This window comes from Oerskovia sp. NPDC056781, assembly GCF_042789955.1.
Taxonomy (GTDB): Bacteria; Actinomycetota; Actinomycetes; order Actinomycetales; family Cellulomonadaceae; genus Oerskovia; species Oerskovia rustica.
In genome coordinates this window covers 1-2,167 of the sequence record NZ_JBHUAD010000370.1, presented here as the reverse complement: position 1 = coordinate 2,167, position 2,167 = coordinate 1, and the positions used below count along the sequence as shown (strand labels likewise).

Annotated in this window: 1 protein-coding gene and 1 riboswitch; the gene reads left to right on the top strand. The window is 71.8% G+C overall.

From position 1 onward, the window contains the following. Positions 1-94: 94 nt before the first annotated feature. A riboswitch (SAM riboswitch) is annotated at positions 95-206 on the top strand. A 292-nt stretch (positions 207-498) separates the two neighbouring features. Then, positions 499-2,151: an ABC transporter substrate-binding protein gene (locus ACFRCR_RS18445; RefSeq protein WP_377679633.1), complete on the top strand. Its 1,653-nt coding sequence runs from the start codon at positions 499-501 to the stop codon at positions 2,149-2,151. Positions 2,152-2,167: the final 16 nt, after the last annotated feature.

Genomic DNA, 2,167 nt, shown 5'->3' with positions numbered 1-2,167 from the left:
GAAGGGCCCCGTCTCGCGCTCCCGGCGTCTCAATGCGTGGGACGGCACTCTCACCCCTTGACTCCTCGCCCCCGGGAGGCTTTCCTGTGCGGCAGGTGAAGAGCGCCAGCGCCAAGACCCGGCTCGCTGGCCAGCAACCCTTCGACGTGACGGGGTGCTCCGGGTGGTACCTGACCGCGACCCGTCGGGCGCGGTAAGCACACGGAGGAACGGGCGATGCGCGCACTCGGGACGGAACTGGAGCACGACCGCAGGGCGGTGTGCCGCCTCGGCGGAACCCGCCCCCTCGTGCCCTGTTGTCGCTGACACGCCGCTGAGCCCCGGCCGCACCTGACGCGCGGCCGACATCCCCCGGCCTCCGCCGTCCCTCGACGGCTCCCCACCGCCGCTCACCGTGAGCCCGGCGTCGATCCGACGCACCCACGGTCCGTCGGCGACCCCTCAGCGCCCGGCCCCTTCCGGTCCGACGGCGCGCACGACCGAAGGAGCACCTCTCGCATGTCCCTCTCGACCTGGCCCTCGGGCCCCGGCGGCCGTACGGCCCCGTCCCGCCGCGCGCTCGCCGCGGCCTCCCTCGCCGCGACGGCGCTCCTGCTCGGGGCGTGCGGCACCGGTGGCGGCAGCACGGCGGACGGCACGTCCCCCGGCCCGACGGCGGAGCCCGTCCCGGGCGGCAACCTCACCTTCGCGGTCACGGTCGACTCGCACTGCATCGACCCGCAGCAGGTCGGGAACAACGACGCGATCGCCTCGGCCCGTCAGACCGTCGCCTCGCTCACCGCGCAGGACCCGGACACGGGCGAGATCCTGCCGTGGCTCGCCGAGAGCTGGGAGGTCGACGCGGACGCGACGAGCTTCACGTTCACGCTCCGGGAGGGACCGACGTTCGCCGACGGCACGCCGATCGACGCGGCCGCGGTCAAGACGAACTTCGACAAGATCGTCGAGCTCGGGGCAGCGGCCTCGCTCGGATCGGCGTACCTCGTCGGGTACGAAGGGACCACGGTCGTGGACCCCCGCACCGTGCGGGTCGACTTCTCGGCACCGAGCGCGCAGTTCCTCCAGGCCTCCTCGACCTTCTCGCTCGGTCTGCTCTCGCCCGCGTCGGCCGCTCTCAGCGTCGAGGACCGGTGCGCCGGGAAGTTCGTGGGCTCCGGGCCGTTCGCGGTGAAGTCGTACACGTTCGACCAGGAGGTCGTGCTCGAGAAGGTCGCCGGGTACGACTGGGCCTCCGGGGCCGACGACCACACCGGGGAGGCCTACCTCGACACCGTGACCGTGAAGTTCGTGCCCGAGGCCAGCGTGCGCACCGGCAGCCTGCTCTCTGGGCAGATCGACGCGACCGCGGCCATCAGCACGGTCGACCTGCCGCAGTTCGACGGCAACGGCTTCTGGCTCGCGTACCGGGCGAACCCAGGCGTCGTCTTCAACCTCTTCCCCAACGAGTCGCGACCGCTCGCCGCCGACCCGGCGGTGCGGCAGGCGATCAGCAAGGGCATCGACCGCGAGGAGATCGCCGCTACCCTGCTGACCCCGCAGGACGAGCCTGCGACGAGCGTGCTGTCGCACTCGACCCCGCTGTGGGCCGACGTCTCGGACGACCTGGCGTACGACCCGGACGGAGCGGAAGCGCTCCTCGACGACGCCGGCTGGGTCAAGGGTGCCGACGGCGTGCGGGTCAAGGACGGTCAGCGGCTGTCCACCACGGTCACGTTCTGGCAGGTGGCCGAGCCGCTCGAGCTCGTCCAGCAGCAGCTCGCGAAGATCGGGGTGGACCTCCAGCTCAAGCAGGTCACGGTCGCCGAGTCCACCGAGCTCAAGAAGTCCGGTGACTTCGACTTCGACTACTACAACCTGACGCGCTCGGACCCCGACGTGCTGCGCACGATCTTCTCGGCCAACGCGCGCAACATCAACAAGCGGGCCCCCGAAGAGGTCGACGACCTGCTCGACCGCTCGGCGGCGTCGACCGACCAGGCCGAACGGCAGGAGCTCGTGACCCAGGCTGCGCGTCTCCTGGTCCAGCAGGGGCACTCGATCCCGGTCTACGAGCTGTCGACGACGATCGCGGCGGCCGACACGGTCCACGGCCTGGGCTTCGAGGCGTCGACCCGCCTCGACTTCTACGGCGCCTGGGTCCAGCAGGACTGAGCCGACGGCTCGGCGG